This is a genomic window from Arthrobacter sp. 05T47, from assembly GCF_056395825.1.
On sequence record NZ_JBFTKG010000002.1, the window covers coordinates 62,477 to 87,586 of the forward strand.

The window sequence follows — 25,110 nt, forward strand, 5'->3', positions numbered from 1 at the left end:
CGGCTGGGTGCCCGCAGCCGGCCGGGAAGGACAGCCGCGGCCCCTACCCGGCCTTCCAGCCGGTTGCTGCCATGAACTCGGTCTCGAAGTCCGGGGCGAGGCTCTCCATGTAGGTCCGGGTGACATGGTTGTCATCCTTGTAGACCATCACGTTGCCGATGACGGCCGGGCAGACATCGTCCTGGCAGAAGTACCGGCTGAAGTCGAGGAACTTAGTGGCAGGCAACTGCGCGGCCACGGCAGCGTCGGGCGAAGCGGCCTGATAGTTCTCGGCAGTGGTCGATCCGCAGGCGGCGTAGTTGTCGGGATTCTTCTCGAGGCACGCGGGGACGGCCTCGTGCATGCGCGGGGTGTCCCGCAGCGCGACGACGGGGATGCCGGCGTCGTTGATGGACTTGATCGGCGGAACCCACCCCGGGTCCATGAACTCGGTGTTGCTCGGCTCCGGGTCAGTCCGGGTGCTGGTTGTTACCACGACATCCGGCTTCATCTCGAGCACCTTCTTCAGCGTGTCCTTGTTGAAGTCCAGGCAGCCGTCCGAGAGCCCGTTGGCCGGGCCCACCGTCACCGGGCAGTAGCCCTTGGTGATGGCCTCCACCCGCCAGCCGTACTTCTCGGCCATCGCCAGGATGGGGGTCGCCCACACGTGGGCATGGGAGTTGCCGATGATCAGGACGGTCTTGGCGGCATGTTCCTTGCCGTTGTTGCAGACGTTCGTGAGTTCCTTCTCATCCGCGGTGCAGCCGCCCGCGTACTGGGGCCATTCTTCCGCGGCCGTGGCCAGGGTGGGAAGCAGCGGGGCGGATTTGTCAGAGCCGTCGACGTAGCCGGGGTCCAGGGACCGGGCACCGGGATTGTTGGCCCAGGCCTGGCTCGAGGCGGCCGCCATGGCGTAATTGATCTGGAGCTGCCAGCCGGCGAGCGGCACGGCGGCGATTGTCACGGCCGCTGCGATGGCCACGCCGGCCCGACGCCGGCGCACCTCCGGCCACTTCCATTCCCGCCAGGGTTTCTCGACGAAGCGGGTGGTGAGATATGCGAGAACCAGCGAAACGGCGACGATGACGGCGCCCGCGATCGGGCCCGCGTGGTCCCTGTCCGTCGCGGCCAGCGCGATGACCAGGACCGGCCAGTGCCACAGGTACAGGGCGTAGGAGATATCGCCCAGCCTGACGAGGGGCTTGGAGCTGAGGATCCGGTCGACGCCGAGCTTGCTGCCGGACTGGGCGGCGGCGATGACACACGCTGCGGCCAGAGTGGGCCAGAGTGCCACGTAGCCGGGGAAGGAGGCCTGGACATTCAGGAGGATGCCGCAGCTGAGCATGGCCACAATACCCAGCCAGCCAAGTGCCAGCCGCCAGCCCCGGGACAACCGCATGGAGGGAAGGGCCAAAGCCACGAGGGTGCCGAGGGCAAACTCCCACAGCCGTGCCCAGGTGTCGAAGTACGCCTCGGTCTGGCTCGCCTGGGTGAAGACAATTGAGTAGGCAAGAGAAGCCAGGAAAACGACGGCGAATATGTAGCACAGCAGCACGCGGTAGCGGAGCTTGAAGCGCCTGGCGAGGAGCGCCGCCCCTGCGAAGATGAGCGGCCAGAGGATGAAGATCTGCCCCTGGATCGAGAGGGACCAGAAGTGCTGGAAGGGGCTGGCCTGGCTGTGGTCCGAGGCGTAGTAGTTCGTGGCCTGGGATTGCAGGAGCCAGTTCTCGGCGTAGAACAGGGAGGCCCAGCCCTGGTTGATGACTTCCAGCCAGCGGGTCCGGGGCAGGAAGAGGATGCTCGCGGCGAGTACGGCCACCAGGACGGTGACGGCAGCCGGGACGAGGCGCCGGAACAGGTGCAGCCAATGTTTGAGGAGGGCCATGGGGCGGCCCTGCTCGTAGCGGCCGACGAACTGCAGCGTCATGAGGAACGCCGAGATCAAAAGGAATACGTCCACGCCACCGGAGACCCGGCCGAGCCAGATGTGGTAGCTCATGACCATCAGGACGGCCAGGGACCGGAGCCCTTGGATTTCGGGCCTGAACGTGGACTTTCGGCCGTCCTTGCGTTCGGCGCTTTGGCCCGCCCTGTGCGCGGCACTGTGGCGGGCAGGCAGGGGCAGGGTCCTTTGCTGTGTCATAGAACAACCCCTCAACCAGATAACCAAAGCGTCCATGTTACCAAAACGTAATTTTCATGGCCAATCGCCGTCGAGGCCATAGACCTCCATTGAGGCATGCCAAGTTGGGAATTTCCAGTGAAGGCCTGGCAAGGGGACGCGTCGAGGCGGGGGTGGGGCGAACGCGAGCCCGGCGACGCCGAAGATGCGGCGGCAGAAAAAAGGACGGCCCGGCAAGGATGCCGGGCCGTCCGTTCTACTCGGGCTGAGCTTAGTGCTTGTGCCCTGCGTGCTCGTCTTCGTCAGCCGGCTTCTCCACCACGAGGGTTTCCGTGGTGAGGACCAGGGCCGCGATGGAGGCCGCGTTGCGCAGAGCCGCGCGGGTCACCTTGACGGGGTCGATCACGCCGGCGGCGATCAGGTCTTCGTATTCGCCGGACTTGGCGTTGAAGCCCTGGTTCACGGCGGATTCGGCCACCTTGGCAACGACAACATAGCCGTCGAAGCCGGCGTTCTGGGCGATCCAGCGCAGCGGCTGGGTCAGGGCCCGGCGGACGATGCCGACGGCGGCAGCCGCGTCGCCTTCGAGGGCCTGGACCGCAGCGTCCTCGTCAAGCGCCTTCAGCGCGTGGATGAGGGCGGAGCCTCCGCCTGCCACGATGCCTTCTTCGAGGGCGGCGCGGGTCGAGGACACGGCGTCCTCGATGCGGTGCTTCTTTTCCTTCAGCTCAACCTCGGTGGCAGCGCCGACCTTGATCACGCCGATGCCGCCGGCCAGCTTGGCCAGGCGTTCCTGCAGCTTTTCCTTGTCCCAGTCCGAATCGGTGCGGGTCAGCTCGGCGCGCAGCTGGGCAACACGGGCGGCGACGTCCTCGGCCGAACCGGCGCCGTCGACGATCGTGGTGTTGTCCTTGGTGACCGTGATGCGGCGTGCGGTGCCGAGCACCTCAAGGCCAACGGTGTCCAGGCTCAGGCCCAGCTCCGGGGAGACAACCTGGGCGCCGGTGAGCGTGGCGATGTCCTGCAGCATGGCCTTGCGGCGGTCGCCGAAGCCCGGCGCCTTGACGGCGACGACGTTCAGGGTGCCGCGGATGCGGTTGACGATCAGCGTGGACAGGGCCTCGCCCTCGACGTCTTCGGCGATGATGAAGAGCGGCTTGGAGCTCTGCAGCGCCTTTTCCAGCAGCGGCAGGAAGTCCTGCACCGAGGAGATCTTGCCCTGGTTGATCAGGATCAGGGCGTCCTCGAGGACTGCCTCCTGGCGTTCCGCGTCGGTGACGAAGTACGGGGACAGGTAGCCCTTGTCGAACTGCATGCCCTCGGTGAGGACCAGTTCGGTCTGCGTGGTGGAGGACTCCTCAATGGTGATCACACCATCCTTGCCGACCTTGCCGAACGCCTCGGCCAGCAGCTCGCCGACCTCGTCGCTCTGGGCGGAGATGGCGGCAACGTTGGCAACCTGCGTGCCTTCGACGGGGCGCGCGTTCTCCAGCAGGCGGGCGGCGACGGCCTCGACCGAAACCTCAATGCCGCGCTTGATCTCGCCCGGTGCGGCACCTGCAGCCACGTTGCGCAGGCCTTCCTTGACCAGGGCCTGGGCCAGAACGGTGGCGGTGGTGGTGCCGTCACCGGCAACATCGTTGGTCTTGGTGGCGACCTCCTTGGCAAGCTGCGCGCCAAGGTTCTCGTAGGGGTCGTCCAGCTCGATTTCACGGGCGATCGTCACGCCGTCGTTGGTGATCGTGGGGGCGCCCCACTTCTTGTCCAGTACGACGTTGCGGCCGCGCGGGCCCAGCGTGACCTTGACGGTGTTGGCGAGCTTATCGATGCCGGCTTCAAGCGACCGGCGGGCAGCGTCGTTAAACGCAAGCTGCTTTGCCATGGTTTTGTCCTTTCAAGACAGAACCCCGCGCAACTGATCCATTCAATGCGAAGGATCGGCTGCGCGGGGGTCCAAGAGAGTTACTTTACGACGATCGCCAGAACGTCGCGGGCGGAGAGCACGAGGTACTCGGTGCCGCCGGTCTTGACTTCGGTTCCACCGTACTTGGAGTAAATGACGACGTCGCCGACGGCAACGTCAACGGGAACGCGGTTGCCGTTGTCATCGAAGCGGCCGGGGCCTACTGCAACAACTTCGCCTTCCTGCGGCTTCTCCTGCGCGGAGTCCGGGATAACCAGGCCGGAAGCCGTGGTCTGCTCGGCTTCGAGCGGGCGGACAACAATACGATCCTCAAGAGGCTTAATAGAGACCGACACTCGGACCTCTCCTTTTCGTCAGCAAATTCGTGGACTATGAAGCGGCGATGCCATGGCGCACAGACCGTCGTCGCGGTGCCGGCAGCGAGCCTGGCGGAACGCGCTTCATGTGTTAGCACCCTCCTAGGGAGAGTGCTAATGACGACTCTATGTACATGGTTAGCACTCGGTCAAGGCGAGTGCCAGAAATTCGTTCCGGGTGAACATGTTTTCCCACGGGACATGCCCATTCTTCGCCGCCGGGTCCGGGCCTTCTCGCGGGACATGCCCATTCTTCGTCGCGGCCCGTGGGCACCCGGGCATCATGCTCATTGGTAGAGCCGGGCCGTGGACATGTGCAACGCATTAGCCCTGCCACAGGGGACATGCCCATTGTTCGAACCGAGAAACGGGCATGTCCCGCCCGGGGGATGCACGTTAGCACCACCCCGGACGCGGGAACCGGCCTGCGGCTACTGGCCGGCGAGGTCTTCGAAGTCGACGTCCTCGCCGTCGTCCGGGTCGGCGTCCTGGCCCTCGTCATTTCGGTGCCGGTACGTCAGCACGGCGCCGGCAGCGGCGAGGAGCACGCCCGCGATCAGGAAGATGATGCCGCCGAGCCGGGCACCGGAATAGGTGTCGCGGATGGCCCGCGCCTCGTCCGTGGCGTCCTGGACGTTCTTGCCGCCCACCGAATACACGGTGGCATTGAAGGAATCGAGGAAGAAAATGATCACCAGCAAGGCGATGCAGACGACGGCGATCACAGCGCCGGCGATCAGCGCCGGCTTGGCGTAGCGGGCCAGCCCCTGCGGGCTCGTGCGCTCCTGCCCGTCGTCGTCGTATCCGGCTGTGTTCTGCCCGGCTGTGTCCTCTGAGATGCTGTCGCCTGTGCCGCTGTCTTCCATGCCGTCAAGCCTAGCCCCCGTGGTCCGGTCACAGCGTGCCGGCGGGGCTCAACTACGCTGGATGGCATGACTGACGCACCGCAGGAAAATATTGCCCCGATCCTCACCCCCGAGGGCTGGGAGCTGCTGGCGTCGCTGGGCCCGTACCGCGAGGACGAGGCCTTCCGCCTCACCGCCGCGCTGCGCAAGGCCGGCCACTCCCCCGAGCTCGTCTCGGCCGTGCTCACGCAATCCAGGCTGCGGACCAAGGCCGAGGCCAAATTCGGCGAATTCGCCCGGCAGATGATCTTCACCAAGGCCGGCCTGGAGCAGGCCACCAGGCTCACCGTCGCGGCACGGCACGCGCAGCGGTTCGCGGAGGCCGGGATCGGCCACGTCGCTGACCTGGGCTGCGGGCTGGGGGCCGATGCAATGGCCCTGGCGTCCCTGGATCTGGTGGTCACCGCGGTGGAAATGGACGAGGCCACGGCAGCCTGCGCCACCATGAACCTGATCCCGTTCCGCAATGCCACGGTGGTCCATTCGGATGCCACCGCGGTGCCGCTCGACGGGGTCGACGGCGTCTGGCTCGACCCGGCCCGGCGCACCACGTCGACATCGGGAACCCAACGGATCTGGGATCCGGAGGATTTCTCCCCTCCGCTGTCCTTCGCGGAGTCGCTGGCCGGCTCCGGCCGCGCCGTCGGGGTGAAGATGGGGCCGGGCATGCCGCACGATTCCGTGCCCGCGGGTTGCGAGGCCCAGTGGGTCTCGGTCGGCGGGGACGTGACCGAGGTGGCCCTGTGGTTCAACGCGGTGCGGCGTCCCGGGGTGCGGCGCGCGGCCCTCCTGCTCGGCCCGCAGGGTGCTGCCGAACTCACCAGCGCCGAGGACTTCGACGGCGGCCCGGCGGCGCCCGTGGGTCCCGTGGAGGGGTATCTGTACGAGCCCGACGGCGCGGTCATCCGCGCCGGGCTGGTGGCCGACGTCGCCCTCCAGCTGGGCGGACACCTCGTGGACGAGCACATCGCCTACATCTGTGCCCCGGATCTGCGCGATACGCCGTTCGCCAAGGCCTACAAGGTCCTCGAAGTGATGCCCTTCAACGTCAAGGCCCTCAAGTCCTGGGTCAAGGAGCACGGAATCGGAGTCCTGGACATTAAGAAGCGCGGCACGGCCGTCACGCCGGAGGAGCTGCGCAAGCAGCTCCTGCCCGGCGGAAAACCGGCCGGTTCCAAGGCGAAGGGCAAGAAATCAGCCACCCTGGTCCTCACCAGGATCGGCGAGGACCGGGTGGCCATCTCGGTGGAGCCCGTCTAGCCCCGTCGGCGCGCAGGCGCCGGTTTTGGGGCACCGCGGCAGCTACTGGGCCCGCATGAAGTCCTCGGCGGCCCTGACCTGTTCATCCGTGGGACGGATCCCGGTGTAGAGCACGAACTGCTCCAGCGCCTGGATCGTGGCCACCTCGGCGCCCGTGATCACACTCTTGCCGGCCGCGCGGGCGGCCTTGATGAGCGGCGTCTCGGCCGGGAGGGCGACGACGTCGAACACCACCTTCGCGGCGTCGATCGTCTCCTGCGGGAAGGACAACGACTCGGCGTCCGGTCCGCCGGCCATACCGATCGGGGTTATGTTGATGATCATGTCGGCCGTGCCCTTGCCGGACTCCGCGGAGCCCAGTTCCGCGCTCCAGCCGAACCCGTACTGGTCGGCCAGGGCGCGGCCGGAGGCTTCGTTGCGGGCAACGACGGTCACGTCCTTGAAGCCGGCATCCCGCAGCGCGGCCACGGTGGCCTTGGCCATGCCGCCGGAGCCCAGGACCAGCACCGAGTAGTCGGTGGGCACGGCGTTGCGCTGCAGGAGCTGCTCGATTGCCGTGTAGTCGGTGTTGTAGGCCGTGAGCCGGCCGGCGTCGTTGACGATGGTGTTGACCGAATCGATGGCCTTCGCCGAAGGGTCCATGACGTCCACGAGGGCGATCACGTCTTCTTTGTAGGGCATGGACACCGCGCAGCCGCGGATGCCGAGGCCGCGCACGCCGGCGATCGCCTGGGCGAGGTCGGTGGGGGCGAAGGCCTTGTAGATCCAGTTCAGGCCCAACTGCTCATACAGGTGGTTATGGAAGCGCGTCCCGTTGTTGCTGGGCCGGGCCGAGAGCGAGATACACAGGGTCATGTCTTTGTTCAGAATGGGCACAGCTCCATTAAACGCCAGGACGGGTCCGGTCCCGCGGCCGCCACGCAAACCGTCAGTATCCAGCAACGTTTGTGAACACACTCACGCACCAGCGGTAACTTAGGCACCGTCCCGGGGCTGCCCCTGCACTAGACTTGGACCACCCGTAGCCCTGCCAGCCCTCCCGGCCGGCGCCCTGGTGTGGGAATGGCATGTGGCACCGCCGGTGGCACGTCCAGGGGCGCGTCCGAGGGTATCAGCCAGCGCATGTCCCATCAGGACCACGGCCAGTGACAGCAAAACAGTGAAGGGACCACATGAAGATCGAGTTCGCTTCATCCAAGCAGTCGACTCTGGGCGTGGAATGGGAGCTGGCGCTCGTCGACGCCGAAACCGGCGAACTCGCCTCCGTGGCGAACCAGGTGCTCCGCGGAGTCGCTTCCCGGCACCCCGAACTCAACGAGGACGACGAGCACCCGCACATCAAGCAGGAACTGCTGCTGAACACCGTGGAACTCGTCACGGGCATCTGCACCACCGTCGCCGAAGCCAAGGCGGACCTGAACAGCTCCCTCGCGGCTGTCCGGGATGTCACCGATCCCATGGGCGTGGAGGTCTTCTGCGCCGGGAGCCATCCGTTCAGCCCGCCCCAGCTGCAGCCCGTCACGGACAAAGAACGCTACGCCAAGCTCATTGACCGGACCCAATGGTGGGGCCGGCAGATGGTCATCTATGGCGTCCACGTGCACGTCGGGCTGGACAGCCGGGACAAAGTCCTTCCGGTTCTGGACGGCCTGGTCAACTACTTCCCGCACTTCCAGGCGCTCTCGGCCTCCAGCCCGTTCTGGGGTGGCGAGGACACCGGCTACGCCTCGCACCGTGCCCTGATGTTCCAGCAGCTGCCCACCGCCGGGCTGCCGTTCCAGTTCGCCAGCTGGGAGGATTACGAATCCTACGTGCAGGACATGTTCACCACGGGTGTGATCGACACGCTCTCCGAGATCCGCTGGGACATCCGGCCCGTCCCGGCCCTCGGCACCATCGAGATGCGCATCTGCGACGGCCTGGCGACCCTTGAGGACGTCGGGGCCATCGCTGCATTGACGCAGTGCCTTGTCGACGAATTTTCCACCACGCTGGAGAACGGCGGCACCATTCCCACCATGCCGCCGTGGCACGTCCAGGAAAACAAGTGGCGGGCGGCCCGGTACGGCCTGGAGGCAATCATCATCCTCGACGCCGAAGGCAACGAGCAGCTCGTCACGGAGCACCTGCGCGAGACCCTCAAGCGGCTTGAGCCCGTCGCSGCGAAGCTSGGCTGCASCGCSGAGCTGGCCGACGTCGAGAAGATCATCSAGCGYGGCGCCGGCTACCAGCGTCAGCGCCGGGTGGCCGCSGAGCACGGCGGKGACCTGCGCGCCGTCGTCCTGGATCTGGTCAAGCAGATGCGGCAGGGGCCCGACGCCTAGGTTCTGCGCGCCAACAGCCTCCATGGAGGCGTAGTTTCAGCCGGTCGAAGCTTCGCTCGGTCGAAGGATCAGGCGGAAACCGTCGTGACCGGCATCGAGGAGTCCGGGGCAAATCCGATCCCGCTCGGTTCCACCCCGGCCATGACCAGTTGTGCCCCGAGTGCGGCCACCATGGCGCCGTTGTCCGTGCASAGCKGCAGCGGCGGCACCGTCAGCCGGATSCCGGCGGCACGGCAGCGCTGTTCGGTRAGCTGGCGCAGCCGCGAGTTSGCSGCGACKCCCCCGCCCAGGAGGACCTCGGTGATGCCGTTTTCGCGGCAGGCCAGCACAGCCTTGGAGGTAATGACGTCCACCACGGCTTCCTGGAAAGCCGCGGCGATGTCCGCGACGGGAACGGCCTCGCCGCGCGCCTCGAACTGCTCCACGCAGCGGGCGACGGCGGTCTTGAGCCCGCTGAAGGACCAGTCGTAACGGTGCGGCCCGGGCTCCTCGGCGGTCCCCATGTACTTGGGCTGGGTCAGGCCGCGCGGGAACCGGATGGCCTTCGCGTTGCCGGTGCGCGCGAGCTTGTCGATGGCCGGACCGCCCGGATAGCCCAGGCCCAGGAGCCGCGCCACCTTGTCGTAGGCYTCGCCGGCGGCGTCGTCGATCGTGGAACCCAGCAACTCGACGTCGTCCGTAATGCTCCTGATCCGCAGGATCTCGGTGTGGCCGCCGGACACCAGGAGCGCGCCCATGTTCTCCGGCAGCGCCAGCGGCGGCTGCTGGGACGGTTCGCCGGCCGGAGCCATTGTGCCGGCGCCGTTCTGGAGGAGCCCGACGCCGACATGCGCGACCAGGTGGTTGATGGCGTAAAGCGGTTTGCCGGTGGCGACGGCGAGCGCCTTGGCCGCGCATACCCCCACCATCAGCGCCCCTGCCAGGCCAGGGCCGGAGGTGACGGCGATCGCGTCAATGTCGGCCAGCGACACGGCCGCCTCCGCCAGCGCTTCCTCGAGGGTGGGGACGAAGGCGTCGAGGTGGGCGCGGGAGGCGATCTCGGGAATCACGCCGCCGAAGCGGACGTGCTCGTCCATGGAGGACGAGACGGTGTTCGTCAGCAGGGCGGTCCCCCGGACGATGCCGACGCCGGTCTCGTCACAGGAGGACTCGATGCCGAGCACGAGTGGCTGGGTGCGGTTCAAGGTCGGCCTGCTTCCTCTGGCTGGGGGCTGAGCGGTTCGCGGGGCAGCTGGAGCCGCATGATCAGGGCGTCGACGCCGTCGCGGTAGTAGCGGGGGCGGATGTGGATCTGTTCAAAACCGAAGCGCCGGTAGAGCTGCTGGGCGCGGGGGTTGTCCGCCCTGACCTCCAGCAGCACGTCCTGGGCGCGCCGGCGTTTGCTCTCCACGATCAGCTCGGTGAGCAGCGCCGAGCCGATGCCCCTGCCTTCCTGCTCGGGCACGACGGCGATGGTCTGGACGTCGGAGATCGGTTCGATGCACATGAGCCCGGCGTAGCCTACGATCCCGCCGTGGATCTCCGCTACGAGGTAGCGGCGGGTGTCGGCCTGCGCCAGCTCGTCGTGGAACATCTGCAGCGGCCAGGCATCCACGGGAAACAGCCGGCGCTCCAGTTCGTGGACGGCGGGGATGTCCGCGGCGTCCATGTCGCGCAGGGTGACCCCGCCGGGCAGCCTGGGCGGTGTGGTGTGTTCCGCGCTCACAGGGCACGCTTCCGGGGTCCGGGCACCTGGGCATCGGACTCGCGCAGGTACAGGGGCGTGGAGTCCAGGAGCTGTTCGCCCGCGGCGAGCCGGGCGAGTGCGAACTGGCCCAGGGAGAGGGCCTCCGGCTGCCGGGTGCTGAATTCGGCGACCGCCTTGACGACGTCGGAGTAGATTCCGGCCCCGGCGCCATAGACCGGCAGATCCGGCAGGTCCGCGGCGAAGCCCACGTGCGGGCCGTCTGCCAGGTGCGGCAGCTGGGCATCGGCGAAGGTGTACCGGGCCCAGTAGACCTCCTTGCGGCGCGCATCGGTGGCCACAATGAACTCCGCGGCCGAGTCGGTGGATTCGGCCACTTCCAGGGCGATCGCGTCCAGGCTCATGACCCCGTAAAGCGGCTTCCCCCAGACAAAGGCAAGCGTGCGGGCGGTGACGATCCCGGAGCGCAGCCCCGTGAACGGTCCGGGACCTACGCCGGTGACGATTGCGTCGACGTCGCTCCCGCTGACTCCGGCCTCGGCCAGGAGTCCGTCGATCCCCGGGGCCAGGACCTCAGCGTGGGTGCGCGTATCCTCGGTGGCGAAGCTGGCGAGCAACGATTCCGGCGCGTCATCGGAGACCAGCGCGGCGCTGGCGACGGCCGAGGTGTCGATGGCGAGGATGAGCATCAGGAGTTCCGTTCCGGGGTCTGGGGCGCGGTCAGTGGGTCTGGCTGCGGCTCAGGCAGGGTCTCGGCGCCGGGCAGGGAACCGCCCTTCGACAGGGTCTCGCCGCCGGGCAGCGCCGGGGCTTGGGCCCAGCGCKGGCCGAAGCCGCGGATCACGACGGACCGTGGTTCGTCGTCGTCGTCCGTGTCAAAGTCCAGCACGCTGGGATCGGCTGAGGGATCGGCGGGCGCCTGGGGTGCGCCGGCGGGGTGCGTCACGGCGGGCACGCAGGCGGCGCCGCCGCGGGGGCGGTGCAGTTCCACCTCGAGCCGGCTCTCGCTCAGGTGTTCAACCCGGCCGCGGCCCCACTCGACCACCGTCACGGCGCTGTCCATGGTGTTTTCAAGGTCGATGTCATCGATTTCGGCGGCCGACTCCAGCCGGTAGGCGTCCACATGCACCAGGTCCGGACCACCGGGCCGGGGTCCGCCAGGCAGATTGGGGTGGATGCGCACCAGGACGAACGTCGGCGAAATGATGCCTGACCGCACGCCCAGCCCCTCCCCCAGTCCCTGCGTGAAGGTGGTCTTGCCGGCACCAAGCTCGCCGGTCAGGACCAGCAGGTCTCCCGGTTCCAGGACGGCGCCGAGGGCTGCGGCGAGCGCGTGCGTCTCCGCCGCCGTCCGGACCTCAAGGCTTCGTTCCCACGCTGGCCTGCTCACGGCCGCTCTTCGACGGTGGAGGGTTCTTCGTGAAGGTAGCGCCGCGGCACCCGGGGGCTGATCCGGGTGACGATTTCGTAGTTGTTGGTGCCGGCGGCCCGGGCCCAGTCATCCGCCGTAGGTCCGCCGTCGGCGCCGTCGCCGAACAGCACCGCCTCGGCCCCGAGGATACTCTGGCCCCCGGACGCCACATGGCGCGGTCCGAGGTCGATCACCATCTGGTCCATCGCGATACGCCCCACCACCGGATAGTTCACGCCCTCGACCCGAACCGGGCCGCCGGTGGCGATGCGCGGCACGCCGTCGGCGTAGCCCAGCGGGATGAGTCCGAGGGTGCTGACCCCGTCGGTGCGGTAGTTCAGCCCGTAGGAAACGCCTTGCCCAGCGGGCACGTCCTTGCAGTGCGACACCACGGTGCGGACGGTCATGGCCGGGCGAAGCCCAAGTTCGGCCGGGCGTTGTCCCTCGAAGGGGGACAGCCCGTACAGGCCCAGCCCCACGCGGACCAGGTCAAAATGGGTGTCCGGCCGGGAAAGGGTGGCCGGGGTGTTGGCCAGGTGGCGGACCTCGGGGTCCACGCCGGCGTCCTGGGCGATGGCGAGGACCTGCCGGAACGCGGCGAGCTGGTCATCGGTTTCGGGCCGTTCCGGTTCGTCGGCGACGGCCAGGTGGGAGAAGATCCCCACGACCCGGAGCAGGCCCTGGTCCTGGTATTCCATGGCCTCGCCCACCAGGCTGTCCCAGGTGTCGAGAGTGGCGCCGTTGCGGCCGAGCCCGGTGTCGACCTTCAGGTGGACGCGGGCGGGCCGTTCCTGTTCGCGGGCGGCGGCGACAATCCGGTCCAGTTCCCAGCCCGAGCAGCCGATGTCGATGCCGGCGGCCACCGCGGCGCCGAAGTTACTGTCCGGGGTGTGCAGCCAGGCCAGCAGCGGCGCCTCAATCCCGGCGGCGCGCAGGGCGAGGGCCTCGGAAATGTGGGCGACGCCCAGCCAGCTGGCGCCCGCGCCGAGTGCCGCCCGGGCCACTTGGACGGCGCCGTGCCCGTAGGCGTCGGCCTTGACCACGGCCATCACCTGCGCGGGTGAGGCCACTGCAGCGATGTGGCGGACGTTGTGTCGGATGGCGTCGAGGTCGATTACTGCCGAGCGTTCCTCAGCGTGGGCCGGCACTGCCGCCGAACCGGGCAGGAGTTCGCCTGTTGATGCTTGGTAAGTCACTTAACGATTCTAGGCGCGGCGCCGCGGGCCGAATAATCCGCGGGCAGGTCCACCGCTGGACATGCCCTCCCTTCCCGCGGGACATGCCCATTCCTCACACCAACCACGGGGCACAACACGTGCGTGCCCTCGCCCTGGCCACGCCAGGGAACATGTCCAGTGGTGACACGGACCCGAGGGCCGCGCCAGGCCATGCTCCGGGAGCGCAGCTACGCGTCGGACAGATGCGCGATCGTCGCCGTCGCCCGCCGCTGTGCCCCGGGCGGAACGTCGCGCACAATGTCCTCCAGGAAGCGGTAGCGGCGCAGCCATTGACTGCCCTGGCGTTCCTTCCGGGCGTTGGCCCGCTGCCACCAGTCGGCAATGTCCCCCCAACCGGGTGCGGCAAGTGAGCCGCCAACCTCCTGTACAGCCAGGGCGGCACAAAGATTGGCGAAGCGGAGCCGGTCGCCCAGCGGCCAGCCGGCCAGGGATCCGACAATGAACGCCGCGCCGAAGCAGTCCCCGGCACCCGTGGGATCGTAGGCCCGGACTGGCAGAGACGGGACCCACTCCTCCTCCCCGGTTTCGGAATCGACGGCCATGGACCCCTGCGCGCCGAGCGTGACCACCGCCACCGGGACCCTGTCCGCGAGCGAATACAACGCGGACCACGGGTCGTCGCGGCCGGTGAAGTTCATGGCTTCATGCTGGTTCGGCATGAAAGCGTGGAAATACCGCAGGTTGTCCAGCCGGGACGAGGACCACGCGCCGGTGGGGTCCCAGCCGACGTCGCCGAACAACCGGACGCCATTCTTCTGCGCATCGACGGCCCACGGTTCGAGTTCTTCTCCCAGCTCGGCAACGGCTGCGAGCGCCGGCGGCGGACAGCCGACCAGTTCGCTGGAGGACACTGGTGCCGGATGCCCGTGCGTCACCATGGACCGGTCCTTCTCCACGCTTAAGGACACCGTGACGGGCGAATGCCAGCCCGGCACGCGCCGCGAGAGGGACAGGTCCACATGTTCCTGGGCGGCCAGGATCTTCCAGTTGTAGTCGCCGTAGCCGTCGTCGCCGAACACGGCGGCCAGGCCGGTCCGAAGCCCCAGCCGGGACGCGGCGATCGCCTGGTTGGCGACACCCCCGGGGCAGCTGCCCATCCCGTCGCTCCAGATTTCCGTCCCGGGCTCGGGCGCGTGGGGCAGCCCGGTGAAGATGATGTCCTGGAACACGGTGCCGGTCAGGAGCAGATCGAACCCGTCCGCGGCGGGGCTGCGGACGGCGGACAGGGGGTCAAAGCGCCGCGTCGGGTTCGCGTCCATATACGGCACACTACGCTGTACCTCCGTCGAGGGATACTGCGGGAAGCCGGGCCGCGACCAGCGGGGAATAGACTGTTCCGCATGCGGCTCACGATCGCCGGCGGAGGCGGGTTCCGGGTCCCGCTGGTCTACCGGGCGCTCTCTGCCGGCCCGTTCGCGGGGCTGGTGCGGGAGCTGGTGCTTTACGACGTCGACCCGGCCCGGCTGGCGGCCATCGAGGCGGTCCTGGCCTCTCTGGCCCGGCACGGCCCGCCCGGTTCCGGCCCGAGTGTCCGTGCCGTGTCCTCCCTCCCCGAGGCCCTCGACGGCGCCGACATGGTCTTCGCCGCGATCCGGCCAGGGGGCACCGCCGGGCGGACCGCCGACGAGCGGGTGGCCCTGGACCTCGGGCTCCTGGGCCAGGAAACCACCGGCCCCGGCGGCATCTCCTACGCGCTGCGGTCCATTCCGCCGATGCTGCATCTCGCCGAGGAGATGCGCCGCCGCTGCCCCGAGGCGTGGCTGCTGAACTTCACCAACCCGGCCGGCATGGTCACCGAGGCCCTCGTCCCGGTCCTCGGGCACCGCGTGATCGGGATCTGCGACTCGGCCAGCGGCCTGGTGCACCGCGCGGCGCGGGCTGCCGGCGTCGCGCTGCCGGAGGGCACGCTCGACGGCGTGGGCTACTACGGCCTGAACCACCTCGGCTGGCTGTACCGGCTCGAGGCCGGAGGCCGGGACGCCCTCCCGGAGCTGCTCGCGGACCCTGCGGCGCTGGCCGGATTCGAGGAAGGGCGGTTGTTTCCGCCGGAGATGCTCGCCGGCCTTGGCTGCCTGCCTAACGAGTACCTCTTCTACTACTACTGCACCGCCCGGGCGGTCGCCGGCATGCGTGGTGCGGACCTGACCCGCGGGGAATCCATCGACCGGCAGCAGGCCGATCTCTATCCCCGGCTGGCTGCCGCCGGACCCAACGCTTTCGCCCTCTGGGATGCGGGCCGCCGGTCCCGCGAGGAAGGCTATCTCGCGGAGGCCCGCGCCTCGGGCGAACACCGTGACGAGACCGACCTCGCCGGCGGCGGCTACGAGCGGGTGGCCCTGGCGGCGATGCGGGCCCTGTCTGGAGGCGGCACGGCCAGCCTGATCCTCAACACCCTCAACACGGTCCGCGGCGCCACCGGTCCGGCGCGTGATGCCGGTGCGGGGTTCGCGGCGCCGGCGACACCGGCGGTGCCTGCCGTCCCGGGACTGCCGGCGGACGCCGTCGTCGAGGTTCCGTGCAGGGTGACGCGCGACGGCGCCGCGCCGGTCCCGCAGGATCGTCCCGGCACGGCGCAGCTGGAACTGATGCGGCGCGTCAAGTACGTCGAGCGGCTCGTCGTGGAGGCGGAGACCACGGGCCGGCGGGAGGCAGCCCTCGCCGCGTTCGCCCGGCATCCGCTCGTGGATTCGGCGGACCTGGCCGGCAAACTGCTCGCCGGCTACGAGGCCGCGTTCCCGGAGCTGGGCCGCCTCTGGCAGGGCGGCCGGTAACGACCGGTGGCCAGTAGCGGTCGCCGGCAGGAACGGCCCGCCACCAGCGGGCAGTCCCCTACAGCTTCCGGTACATCACGTGCAGTCCCACATAGCCCAGCTCCGGGTGGTTGAACGCCTCGGGAATGGTCGCGAGCACTTCGAAACCCATGGACTTCCAGGCCGCAACGGCCCGGACGTTGCTCTCGACGACTGCATTGAACTGCATGGCCCGGAAGCCGGCGTCGCGCGCGGCCTCAAGCGAATAAGCGCAGAGGGCCCGGGCCAGTCCGCGGCCGGCCTGGGCGGGGTGGACCATGTAGCCGGCGTTGGCGACATGGCTGCCGCCGCCGCCCTGGTTCGGGTGCAGCTCGCCGGTGCCAAGGACGGCGCCCGCTGCCTGGTCGCCGTTGCCGGACACGTCACCGGCCAGGTCACCGGCCAGGTCACCGGCCAGGTCACCGGGCACGTCACTGGCCACGGCGGCGACCGCGACGAAGGTCTGCCCCGGCGCCTGCTTGAACCAGCGTCCGCGGGCCTCGTCCTCGGCGGTGTCCCGGTCCCACGTAAAAGTCTCCCCGGCCCGGATGACCGGTTCCAGGATCGCCCAGATGCCCGGCCAGTCCTCCGGGCGGGCCTCCCTGATTGTCCACCCGGCTGCTGGACCAGATTCTGTAGTTGCGCTCACAGCGGCCACGTTAGCAGCACGGCCAGGTTGCCGCCCGGTATGGGTCAAAGCGCGGACCCGTGAACCGGCCGGCACTTCAGGAGTAGTGTTTTATCGAAACGCATTTTGCAGTGGAAATTGTGCACAGACAATGCACTCCGGAAGGGAAAGGGGAACCGTGTCGCTGATCCGCCGCGTCGCATTCCTTTCCCTGCACACCTCGCCCATGGAGCAGCCCGGCTCCGGCGACGCCGGCGGAATGAACGTGTACGTGCGGGCGCTGGCGGCGGCCCTGGCCGAGACGGGCGTGGAAGTGGAGATCTTCACCCGCTCCACCTCAGCCTCGCAGCCCGCCGTCGAACACCCCTCCCCGGGCGTGTGCGTGCACAACGTCCTCGCCGGCCCGCCGAGGAAGCTGCCCAAGGAGGAGCTACCGGAGCTGCTGCACAGCATGGTCGCCGAGATCGACCGCATCCGGCACCTCCAGCCGCACGGCCGGTATGACGTCATCCATTCCCACTACTGGGTGTCCGGGGTGGCCGGGCTGGAGCTCGCGGAGCTGTGGCAGCTGCCCCTCATCCACACCATGCACACGATGGCCAAGGTCAAGAACCAGCTCCTGGAGTCCGGCGAGCAGCCCGAGCCGCGGCGGCGCGAGGACGGCGAGCAGCGGATTGTCGACGGCGCGTCCCGACTGGTCGCCAATACTGGCACCGAGGCGGCCGAGCTGGTCTCGCACTACAACGCAGACATCGACCGCATCGACGTCGCCCCGCCGGGCGTGGACCTGGCGGTCTTCACGCCGGCCTTCAGGAACCGTGCCAGGGCCCAGCATGGCATTGCCCCGGGCAAGTTCCATCTGCTGTTCGCGGGCCGGATCCAGCGGCTGAAGGGCCCGCAGATCCTGGTCAAGGCTGCCGCGCTCCTGCGATCCCGGCGCCCGGATATCGACCTGCAGCTGACCATTCTGGGGGCCGTCAGCGGCGCCAAGGACTTCAACCTCAAGTCGCTGATCAGCGCCGCCGGAATGGACGACGTCGCCACCCACCACCCGCCCGTGAACGCCCCGGAGCTGGCCGGCTGGTACCGGTCGGCCGACGTCGTGGTGATGCCCTCCTACAGTGAGTCCTTCGGCCTGGTGGCCCTGGAAGCACAGGCCTGCGGCACGCCCGTCCTGGCCACGAAGGTGGGCGGCCTCTCCCGCGCCGTGCAGGACGGGCGCACGGGGATGCTGATTGAGGGCCACAAGGCCAGCGACTGGGCGGACGCCCTCGAAGCGCTCTTCGATGACACCCAAACGCGCACGGACATGGGGCGCGCCGCCGCGATCCACGCCCAGGACTTCGGCTGGCAGCGCACCGCCGCGATAACGCTGGAGAGCTACCGCACTGCCGTGAGCCAGTATTTTGGAAGCCTGACCATCCCGGTGGGCCACACGCCCTGAACCGGATCCGCCCCGACCCCCGCCCGGCAACACCGGAGTGGGACAACCCCGCCGAAGCCACGAGCCGAAGGACAACGATGTCTGAGACCACCACTGCCGGGAACAACGTGCCCAGCGACCTTGAAATTGCCCAGCGGGCCGTCATGAAGCCGATCGTGGAGATTGCCGCGGCCGCCGGCATCAACCCGGACGCGCTGGAACTCTACGGGCCATACAAGGCCAAGATCGATCCCGCGAAGCTGACGAGCGCGCCGGGCGCCACCGACGGAGCCCCGGCACGCGCCGGCCGGATTCCCGGAAAGGTCGTGCTGGTCTCGGCCATGTCACCCACCCCGGCGGGCGAGGGCAAGTCCACCACCACGGTCGGCCTCGCCGATTCCCTGGCCCGGGCCGGGCACAAGGTGATGATCGCCCTGCGCGAACCCTCCCTCGGACCCATCCTGGGCATGAAGGGCGGCGCCACCGGCGGCGGGTACTCCCAGGTGCTGCCGATGGACCAGATCAACCTGCACTTCACCGGCGACTTCCACGCCATCACCTCGGCGAACAACGCCCTCATGGCCCTCGTGGACAACCACATCTTCCAAGGCAACGAGCTCAACATCGACCCGCGCCGGATGACCTTCAAACGGGTCCTGGACATGAACGACCGGTCCCTCCGGGAGGTCGTGATCGGACTCGGCGGACCGGCCCAGGGCACGCCGCGGCAGGACGGCTTCGACATCACCGTAGCCTCGGAAATCATGGCCGTGTTCTGCCTCGCCACGGACCTCAACGATCTGCGCGAACGGCTGGGCCGGATCACGTTCGGTTACACCTATGACCGCCAGCCCGTCACAGTGGCCGACCTCGGCGTCCAGGGCGCCCTGACCATGCTGCTCAAGGACGCCATCAAGCCCAACCTCGTGCAGACCATCGCCGGCACCCCGGCCCTTGTGCACGGCGGGCCCTTCGCCAACATCGCCCACGGCTGCAACTCCCTCATCGCCACGCAGACGGCCCGCAGCCTTGCGGACATCGTGGTCACCGAGGCGGGCTTTGGCGCGGACCTCGGTGCCGAAAAGTACATGGACATCAAGTCGCGGATAGCCGACGTCGCCCCGTCCGCCGTCGTCATCGTCGCCACCGTCCGGGCGCTCAAAATGCACGGCGGCGTGCCGAAGGACCGGCTCACCGAACCCAACGTCGAAGCCCTCGCCGCCGGCGTCGCCAACCTGCAGCGCCACATCCGCAACGTCGAGAAGTTCGGCATCGTCCCGGTGGTGGCGGTCAACAAATTCGGCACGGACACCGCCGAGGAACTGGACTGGCTGCTCGAGTGGTGCGCCGCCGAGGGTGTCCAGGCCGCGGTGGCCGACGTCTGGGGCCGCGGCGGGGGCGGCGACGGCGGGGACGAGCTCGCGGCGAAGGTGGCCGCAGCGATTGACAGCCCGCACAGCTTCCGCCACCTGTACCCGCTGGACATGTCCGTTGAGGACAAGATCCGGACCATCGTGCAGGAGGTATACGGCGCCGACGGCGTGGACTTCTCGGTGCCCGCGCTCAAACGGCTGGCGGAGATCGAGAAGAACGGCTGGTCCGGGATGCCAGTGTGTATGGCGAAGACCCAGTACTCCTTCACCGACGACGCCACCCGGCTCGGCGCCCCCAAGGGCTTCACCATCCACGTCCGGGACCTCATCCCCAAGACCGGGGCCGGCTTTATCGTGGCCCTCACCGGCGCGGTCATGACCATGCCCGGCCTGCCCAAGGTCCCCGCCGCGATGAGGATGGACGTCGACGACGCCGGCAACCCGGTCGGCCTCTTCTAGCCCCCGTTGCGCTATCACTTTGGGCTGCCATTCCGGTCTTTTGACCGCTGTTGACCGCTCCAAGTGATAGCGCAACCGGGGCCCTGTGGATAACCGGAGCGGGGACCCGGCATTCGGACCAGAATGGTCCGCATGCACCCACCAGCACCCCTGCCGGCCCACCTTTCCACGGCCCCGTTCACGGTCTATGAGGCGCGGGCCGCCAGCCTGGGCAGTGCCCGGCTCCGTTCCTCCGATCTCAGCTCGGCGGGCCGGCTGATCCATGTGCCGACGGGTTGGGAGTTTGAACTCCGAAGCCTGGCCCGTGCCCTGTCTGCCGCGACGCCGTGCGCGTGGATTTCGCACCTCACGGCGGCTGTACTGCTGGGGCTGTGGCTTCCGTCCTGGTACCGCGGCTGCCGCGAACTGCATCTGAGCAAGCGCAGGGCCCTGCCGCCGGTCCGGCGTGCGGGAGTAGTCGGGCATACCGTCCTTGCGTTCGACGACGAGCTCATGGTCCTGGACGGAATCCGAATTTCAACACCCGCCCGGACCTGGCTGGACCTTGCCCGCATCCTGCCGCTGGAGGATCTCGTGGCGGTGGGCGACCAGCTGGTGCGGCGTCCCCGCCCTGAACTGGAGAACCGCGCGGAGCCGTGGGCCACCCTTCCCGAGCTGGACACGATGTTGAAGCGCCACCCAAAGCTGAAGGGGATCGTGAGAGCTCGCGAGGCGACGGCACTGATCCGGCCCGGCGCCGACTCTGCCCCCGAGACATTCCTGCGTCTGGCGCTGACCGCGGCCGGGCTACCGGAGCCGGAGTTGCAGCTCCGGATTGTGCCGGAAGACCCCTACTCCCCCGCCGCGGACCTCGGCTACCGCCGGCAGCGGGTGGCCATCCAGTACGACGGCGGCCACCACCTGACCCGCGAACAGCAGTCCCGGGACAACCGCCGCGACGAATCGTTCAACGCGGCCGGCTGGCGGTATTTCAAATTCAACGCCGACGATCTTGCAGATGACTTCCGCGGCGCGGCCCAAATAGTCCGCTCCGCCCTTCGTCCCCGTTGACCCCCTTAAACGCCGGTTGCCCTATCACTTACAGCGGCCAAACCAGAGGTTTGGGAGCCGTAAGTGATAGGGCAACCGGGGGAAGGAGGAGGCGTTTAGCGCTCCAGGTCGCCGCGGATGAAGGCCTCGACCTTTTCCCGGGCGAGGTCGTCGTTGAACTGCTCCGGCGGGGACTTCATGAAGTAGCTCGACGCCGAGACCAGCGGGCCGCCGATGCCGCGGTCCAGGCCGATCTTGGCSGCGCGKAYGGCGTCGATGATCACRCCGGCGGAGTTGGGCGAGTCCCAGACTTCGAGCTTGTATTCSAGGGACACCGGGGCGTCGCCGAAGTTGCGGCCYTCRAGGCGGACGAAGGCCCAYTTGCGGTCATCGAGCCACTGGACGTAGTCCGACGGGCCGATGTGSACGTCCTTGGCGGCGAGCTCAGCCTCGACGTTGGACGTGACGGCCTGGGTCTTGGAGATCTTCTTGGACTCGAGSCGGTCGCGTTCSAGCATGTTCTTGAAGTCCATGTTGCCGCCGACGTTCAGCTGGTACGTGCGGTCCAGGGTGACGCCGCGGTCCTCGAACAGTTTGGCCATGACGCGGTGCGTGATGGTGGCACCGATCTGGCTCTTGATGTCGTCGCCCACGATCGGCACGCCCGCGGCGGTGAACTTGTCCGCCCACTCCTTGGTGCCGGCCAGGAACACCGGCAGGGCGTTGACGAACGCCACGCCGGCGTCGATTGCGCACTGGGCGTAGAACTCGGCTGCTTCCTGCGAGCCGACCGGCAGGTAGCAGACCATGACGTCAACCTTGGCGTCCTTGAGGGCCTGGACGACGTCGACCGGCTCCTCCGGGGACTGCTCGATGGTCTCGAGGTAGTACTTGCCGAGGCCGTCCAGGGTGTGGCCGCGCTGGACGGTGACACCGGTCGGCGGGACGTCGGCGATCTTGATGGTGTTGTTTTCGCTGGCCAGGATGGCGGCGGACAGGTCCTGGCCCACCTTCTTGCCGTCGACGTCGAACGCTGCAACGAACTCGACGTCGCCGACGTGGTACTGGCCGAACTCCACGTGCATCAGGCCCGGGATCGTGGCCTTGGGGTCGGCATCTTTGTAGTACTGGACGCCCTGGACCAGCGAGGTGGCGCAGTTACCTACGCCGACGATTGCAACACGAATCGGATGTGAAGACACGGAACTCCTTTTGAGAACAAGGGTGCCCGGCGCGGCAGCACTCTGTTGTGCTCCGGCGGCAGGCGGACACGGCGCCGCTAGGCGCCCTTAGTAGTCTAGTCAACACTGCCGGGGCCGCGGTTGTTCCCGCGGCCCCGGCTTTCTGTGACAGGTGGAGGGTCCGGTTACTTCTGGGCCCACAGGTTGATGTCGGATTCGACGGCGAACTCGTCGATCGCGTCCAGCTCCTCGGCCGTGAAATCCAGGTTCTGAACGGCGGCCAGGGTGTCCTCGAGCTGCCGGACGCTGGATGCGCCGACCAGGGCGGACGTGACGGACGAGCCCTTGCCCTGCTCGCGGAGGATCCAGGCGATGGCCAGCTGCGCGAGGGTCTGCCCGCGGCCCTCGGCTATCCCGTTGAGCCCGCGCACACGGCTCAGCTTGTCCTCGGTGATCATGGATTCGCCGAGTGACTTGTGCTGGGCGGCGCGGGAGTCGGCCGGGATGCCCTGCAGGTAGCGGTCGGTGAGCATGCCCTGCGCCAGCGGCGAGAACGCGATGGACCCTGCGCCCACCTGCTCCAGCGCCTCGTAGAGGTTCGGGCTGCCGTTTTCGGTCCAGCGGTTGAGCATGGAGTAGCTGGGCTGGTGGATCAGCAGCGGGGTGCCGAGTTCCTTCAGGATCCGGGCCGCCTCGAGGGTCTGTTCCGGCGTGTAGGAGGAAATGCCGGCGTAGAGGGCCTTGCCGGAGCGCACGGCCTGGTCCAGGGCGCCCATGGTCTCTTCCAGCGGGGTCTCGGGGTCCGGGCGGTGGCTGTAGAAGATGTCCACGTAGTCCAGGCCCATCCGGCCCAGCGACTGGTCCAGGCTGGCCAGCAGGTACTTGCGGGAACCGAAGTTTCCGTAGGGACCGGGCCACATGTCGTAGCCGGCCTTGGTGGAGATGATCAGTTCGTCGCGGTACGGTGCGAAGTCGTCCTTGAAGTGACGGCCGAAGTTGGTCTCGGCGGTGCCGTAGGGCGGGCCGTAGTTGTTGGCGAGGTCGAAGTGGGTGACGCCGAGGTCGAAGGCGCGGCGCAGGATGGCGCGCTGGACCTCGAACGGCTTGTCATCGCCGAAGTTGTGCCACAGGCCAAGGGAGATGGCGGGGAGTTTCAGGCCGCTGCGTCCCACGCGGCGGTAGGGCATGGAGTCGTAGCGGGTGTCAGCTGCCAAATATGTCATACGTCATATCCTGCCTTAGTCGAATACTTATTCGGAAACGATGGCGGCGCTGTGGCCGGGGAGGTCGAGGTGGCCTGCAGCGACGGCTTCCGGCCGCAAGGCGTCGTCCGTGGCCAGCAGCAGGGCGGTGCCGCGGACGGCGACGCGGCGCGGCACGCCGGAGAAGTTCATCGCCACCTGGACCTTGCCGCGCCGCAGCACCAGCCAGCCCTCGTCCTCGCTAAACTCCACCCCGGTGTCGCCGAGGCCGGGTTCCGTCAGGTCCGGGGTGGCGCGGCGCAGCGCGATCAGCGCCCGGTACAGCTCCAGCAGACGGGCATGGTCCCCGTCGGCGGCCTCGGCCCAGTTGAGTTTGGACCGGGTGAACGTCTCCGGATCCTGCGGATCGGGAACGACGGCGGGGTCCCAGCCCATCCGTTCGAACTCCCGGATCCGCCCCTCGGCCGTGGCCTTGCCAAGCTCCGGTTCCGGGTGCGAGGTGAAGAACTGCCACGGCGTCGTCGCGCCGTACTCCTCGCCCATGAACAGCATGGGAGTGAACGGCGAGGTCAGGGTGGCGACGGCGGCGAGCGCCAGCTGCCCGTAGCCCAGGGTCTGGGACAGCCTGTCCCCCGTGGCACGGTTGCCGATCTGGTCGTGGTTCTGGCTGCACACCACCAGGGCGGCGGGGTGGACCAGCTCGCTGTCGATGGGCCGGCCGTGGTGGCGGGCGCGGAAGCTGGAGTAGCTGCCGTCGTGGAAGAATCCGCGCTGCAGGACCTTGGCCAGCGCCGCCAGCGAGTCGAAGTCGGCGTAGTAGCCGGTGCTCTCGCCGCTGACGTTGACGTGCACGGCGTGGTGGAAGTCATCGCTCCACTGCCCGGCCAGCCCGTAACCGTTGGCATCCCGCGGGTAGAGCAGGCGCGGGTTGTTCAGGTCCGATTCCGCGATCATGGTGGCCGGGCGTCCTGTCTCGGCGAAGATGTGGTCCGCCAGGGCACCGAAGTCCTCCAGCAGGTGCACGGCACGCTCGTCCTTGAAGGCGTGCACGGCGTCCAGCCGCAGCCCGTCCACGTGGTAGTCCCGGAGCCACATCGCGGCGTTGTCCAGGATGTAGCGGCGGACCTCGTCCGATTCCGGGCCGTCCAGGTTCACGGAGTCGCCCCAGGTGTTGCCCTCCCCCGATTTCAGGTACGGCCCGAACCGGGAAAGGTAGTTGCCGCTGGGGCCGAGGTGGTTGTAGACCACGTCCTGGATGACACCCAGGCCCGCGGCGTGGGCCGCGTCCACGAAGCGCTGGTACGCGGCGGGCCCGCCGTAGCCTTCGTGCACGGCGTACCAGAGGACGCCGTCGTATCCCCAGTTGTGGGTGCCGTTGAACCCGTTGACCGGCAGCAGCTCCACGAAGTCGATGCCGAGGTCCGCCAGGTACTGCAGCTTCCCGGCCGCGGCGTCCAGAGTTCCCTCCGGGGTGAAGGTGCCCACGTGGAGTTCGTAGATGACGGCGCCCTTCAGTTCCCGTCCCGTCCACTGGCCGTCGGCCCACTCGTGGTGACCGGCGTCGAACGTGCGGGAGAGCGCGTGGACGCCCGCGGGCTGGCGCCGGGACCGGGGGTCCGGCAGCGGCGTGGGGTCTCCGTCCACCAGGTAGCCGTAGTCCACGTCCCCGGCCGCCGGCGCCCCGGCAGCGGTCCACCAGCCGCCGTGCTCACCGCTGCGCCGGCTCATGGGGTATTCCTGGCCGTCGGCGAGCAGGGTGACGGTGCCCGCCTCCGGCGCCCAGAGATCAAAGCGTGCGCTGTCGTGTCCAGGCGTGTTCATGT

21 protein-coding genes are annotated in these 25,110 nt (G+C 68.4%); 6 read left to right on the top strand and 15 right to left on the bottom strand.

Translation table 11 applies throughout. The features are described from left to right. Nucleotides 1-43: 43 nt before the first annotated feature. The 4 genes from AC1DEY_RS02360 to AC1DEY_RS02375 form a co-directional block, all read right to left on the bottom strand. On the bottom strand, nucleotides 44-2,122 hold the full coding sequence (locus tag AC1DEY_RS02360; protein WP_476866615.1) for an acyltransferase family protein: 2,079 nt from the start codon (nucleotides 2,120-2,122) through the stop codon (nucleotides 44-46). A gap of 250 nt (nucleotides 2,123-2,372) precedes the next feature. Then, nucleotides 2,373-3,983, bottom strand: a complete 1,611-nt coding sequence (gene groL / locus AC1DEY_RS02365; protein ID WP_223980133.1) for a chaperonin GroEL — start codon at nucleotides 3,981-3,983, stop codon at nucleotides 2,373-2,375. 80 nt (nucleotides 3,984-4,063) lie between these two features. After that, nucleotides 4,064-4,360: a co-chaperone GroES gene (gene groES, locus AC1DEY_RS02370; RefSeq protein ID WP_028275747.1), complete on the bottom strand. Its 297-nt coding sequence runs from the start codon at nucleotides 4,358-4,360 to the stop codon at nucleotides 4,064-4,066. A gap of 452 nt (nucleotides 4,361-4,812) precedes the next feature. Beyond that, nucleotides 4,813-5,247, bottom strand: coding sequence for a hypothetical protein (locus tag AC1DEY_RS02375; protein WP_476866616.1), 435 nt, complete (start codon nucleotides 5,245-5,247; stop codon nucleotides 4,813-4,815). Nucleotides 5,248-5,313: 66 nt separating this feature from the next. Here AC1DEY_RS02375 and AC1DEY_RS02380 point away from each other — a divergent pair, with 66 nt between their 5' ends. Further along, nucleotides 5,314-6,546 (top strand): class I SAM-dependent methyltransferase, encoded by a 1,233-nt coding sequence (locus AC1DEY_RS02380; RefSeq protein ID WP_476866617.1) that lies wholly within the window; start codon nucleotides 5,314-5,316, stop codon nucleotides 6,544-6,546. 42 nt (nucleotides 6,547-6,588) lie between these two features. Here AC1DEY_RS02380 and AC1DEY_RS02385 read toward each other — a convergent pair whose 3' ends face one another. Further along, nucleotides 6,589-7,422: a shikimate 5-dehydrogenase gene (locus AC1DEY_RS02385; protein ID WP_476866618.1), complete on the bottom strand. Its 834-nt coding sequence runs from the start codon at nucleotides 7,420-7,422 to the stop codon at nucleotides 6,589-6,591. Nucleotides 7,423-7,718: 296 nt separating this feature from the next. On the opposite strand from AC1DEY_RS02385, the gene AC1DEY_RS02390 reads away from it, so the two are divergent. Continuing rightward, the gene (locus AC1DEY_RS02390; protein WP_476866619.1) at nucleotides 7,719-8,870 is read left to right on the top strand and encodes a glutamate--cysteine ligase; all 1,152 of its coding nucleotides are present in this window, start codon (nucleotides 7,719-7,721) and stop codon (nucleotides 8,868-8,870) included. Between the two features lie 68 nt (nucleotides 8,871-8,938). Here AC1DEY_RS02390 and tsaD read toward each other — a convergent pair whose 3' ends face one another. From tsaD to AC1DEY_RS02420, 6 genes are all read right to left on the bottom strand, one after another. Further along, nucleotides 8,939-10,054: a tRNA (adenosine(37)-N6)-threonylcarbamoyltransferase complex transferase subunit TsaD gene (gene tsaD, locus AC1DEY_RS02395; protein WP_476866620.1), complete on the bottom strand. Its 1,116-nt coding sequence runs from the start codon at nucleotides 10,052-10,054 to the stop codon at nucleotides 8,939-8,941. Next, nucleotides 10,051-10,518, bottom strand: a complete 468-nt coding sequence (rimI, locus tag AC1DEY_RS02400; protein ID WP_476866814.1) for a ribosomal protein S18-alanine N-acetyltransferase — start codon at nucleotides 10,516-10,518, stop codon at nucleotides 10,051-10,053. Before rimI ends, tsaD begins: the two co-directional genes overlap by 4 nt. Before the next feature lie 53 nt (nucleotides 10,519-10,571). Then, entirely contained in the window at nucleotides 10,572-11,243 is a 672-nt protein-coding gene (gene tsaB / locus AC1DEY_RS02405; RefSeq protein ID WP_476866621.1) for a tRNA (adenosine(37)-N6)-threonylcarbamoyltransferase complex dimerization subunit type 1 TsaB, read from the bottom strand. Further along, entirely contained in the window at nucleotides 11,243-11,944 is a 702-nt protein-coding gene (gene tsaE / locus AC1DEY_RS02410) for a tRNA (adenosine(37)-N6)-threonylcarbamoyltransferase complex ATPase subunit type 1 TsaE (RefSeq protein ID WP_476866622.1), read from the bottom strand. The genes tsaB and tsaE overlap by 1 nt, the downstream gene beginning before the upstream one ends. Further along, a complete protein-coding gene (alr, locus tag AC1DEY_RS02415) occupies nucleotides 11,941-13,161 on the bottom strand; it encodes an alanine racemase (protein ID WP_476866623.1) in 1,221 nt (406 codons plus the stop codon). Before alr ends, tsaE begins: the two co-directional genes overlap by 4 nt. A 209-nt stretch (nucleotides 13,162-13,370) precedes the next feature. Further along, nucleotides 13,371-14,462: a carbohydrate kinase family protein gene (locus tag AC1DEY_RS02420; protein WP_441407888.1), complete on the bottom strand. Its 1,092-nt coding sequence runs from the start codon at nucleotides 14,460-14,462 to the stop codon at nucleotides 13,371-13,373. Nucleotides 14,463-14,543: 81 nt separating this feature from the next. Here AC1DEY_RS02420 and AC1DEY_RS02425 point away from each other — a divergent pair, with 81 nt between their 5' ends. Beyond that, nucleotides 14,544-15,974 carry a family 4 glycosyl hydrolase gene (locus tag AC1DEY_RS02425; protein ID WP_476866624.1) on the top strand — a complete coding sequence of 477 codons (1,431 nt, stop codon included), beginning with the start codon at nucleotides 14,544-14,546 and terminating at the stop codon, nucleotides 15,972-15,974. A 58-nt stretch (nucleotides 15,975-16,032) separates the two neighbouring features. Here AC1DEY_RS02425 and AC1DEY_RS02430 read toward each other — a convergent pair whose 3' ends face one another. Further along, a complete protein-coding gene (locus AC1DEY_RS02430; protein ID WP_476866625.1) occupies nucleotides 16,033-16,650 on the bottom strand; it encodes an N-acetyltransferase family protein in 618 nt (205 codons plus the stop codon). A gap of 148 nt (nucleotides 16,651-16,798) precedes the next feature. Here AC1DEY_RS02430 and mshA point away from each other — a divergent pair, with 148 nt between their 5' ends. The 3 genes from mshA to AC1DEY_RS02445 all read left to right on the top strand — a co-directional run bounded on the left by mshA (nucleotide 16,799) and on the right by AC1DEY_RS02445 (nucleotide 20,925). Then, nucleotides 16,799-18,064, top strand: a complete 1,266-nt coding sequence (gene mshA, locus AC1DEY_RS02435) for a D-inositol-3-phosphate glycosyltransferase (RefSeq protein ID WP_476866626.1) — start codon at nucleotides 16,799-16,801, stop codon at nucleotides 18,062-18,064. Nucleotides 18,065-18,141: 77 nt separating this feature from the next. Continuing rightward, complete coding sequence (locus AC1DEY_RS02440) at nucleotides 18,142-19,875, top strand: formate--tetrahydrofolate ligase (protein ID WP_476866627.1); 1,734 nt, start codon at nucleotides 18,142-18,144, stop codon at nucleotides 19,873-19,875. Between the two features lie 132 nt (nucleotides 19,876-20,007). Then, complete coding sequence (locus AC1DEY_RS02445) at nucleotides 20,008-20,925, top strand: DUF559 domain-containing protein (RefSeq protein ID WP_476866628.1); 918 nt, start codon at nucleotides 20,008-20,010, stop codon at nucleotides 20,923-20,925. A 95-nt stretch (nucleotides 20,926-21,020) separates the two neighbouring features. Here the strand turns inward: AC1DEY_RS02445 and AC1DEY_RS02450 are convergent, their stop codons facing one another. The 3 genes from AC1DEY_RS02450 to treZ form a co-directional block, all read right to left on the bottom strand. Beyond that, a complete protein-coding gene (locus tag AC1DEY_RS02450; protein WP_476866629.1) occupies nucleotides 21,021-22,106 on the bottom strand; it encodes an inositol-3-phosphate synthase in 1,086 nt (361 codons plus the stop codon). A gap of 164 nt (nucleotides 22,107-22,270) precedes the next feature. Continuing rightward, nucleotides 22,271-23,308: an L-glyceraldehyde 3-phosphate reductase gene (gene mgrA / locus AC1DEY_RS02455; RefSeq protein ID WP_476866630.1), complete on the bottom strand. Its 1,038-nt coding sequence runs from the start codon at nucleotides 23,306-23,308 to the stop codon at nucleotides 22,271-22,273. A 27-nt stretch (nucleotides 23,309-23,335) separates the two neighbouring features. After that, complete coding sequence (gene treZ, locus AC1DEY_RS02460; RefSeq protein WP_476866631.1) at nucleotides 23,336-25,108, bottom strand: malto-oligosyltrehalose trehalohydrolase; 1,773 nt, start codon at nucleotides 25,106-25,108, stop codon at nucleotides 23,336-23,338. Nucleotides 25,109-25,110: the final 2 nt, after the last annotated feature.